General features: G+C 66.3%; 1 pseudogene. It reads right to left on the reverse strand.

What is annotated here, in order from left to right:
* Positions 1–390 (reverse strand): annotated as a pseudogene (locus GR197_RS31685) (ornithine cyclodeaminase family protein); the annotation flags it as partial.
* Positions 391–403: the final 13 nt, after the last annotated feature.

Raw genomic sequence — 403 nt, forward strand, 5'->3', positions numbered from 1 at the left:
CTGCGCGCCCGTGCCCGTGAGGTCGCACAACGTGATGTCGCTGTCGCGCGTGCGGCCCTGGGCCTGTCCTGCGATGATCTGTCCGAGTTCTGCATGCGGTGCGGCCGCATCGACGGCGCCCGCTTCAATGGCGTGATGAAGTTCGCCGAGCACACGCGTCTGCGTGACGCGGTCGCACACATAGCGCGCCGCCACCAGGGCTTGCGGTGCGATTTCGTTCTTGTGTTCGGCATCCGAGCCAACGGCCGTGATGTGCAGACCCGCATGCAGATCGGCCGCATGAACCAGCGGCTCGGTGGTGGGCGTCGTCGTGATCGCGATGTCCGCTTTGGCGAGCGCATCATGCACGTCGCGCGCCACTTCGCACGCGATACGCAGTTGCCCGGACATGTCGGCTGCAAAC

It is taken from the genome of Rhizobium phaseoli (assembly GCF_010668805.1).
Classification (GTDB): Bacteria; Pseudomonadota; Alphaproteobacteria; order Rhizobiales; family Rhizobiaceae; genus Rhizobium; species Rhizobium phaseoli_A.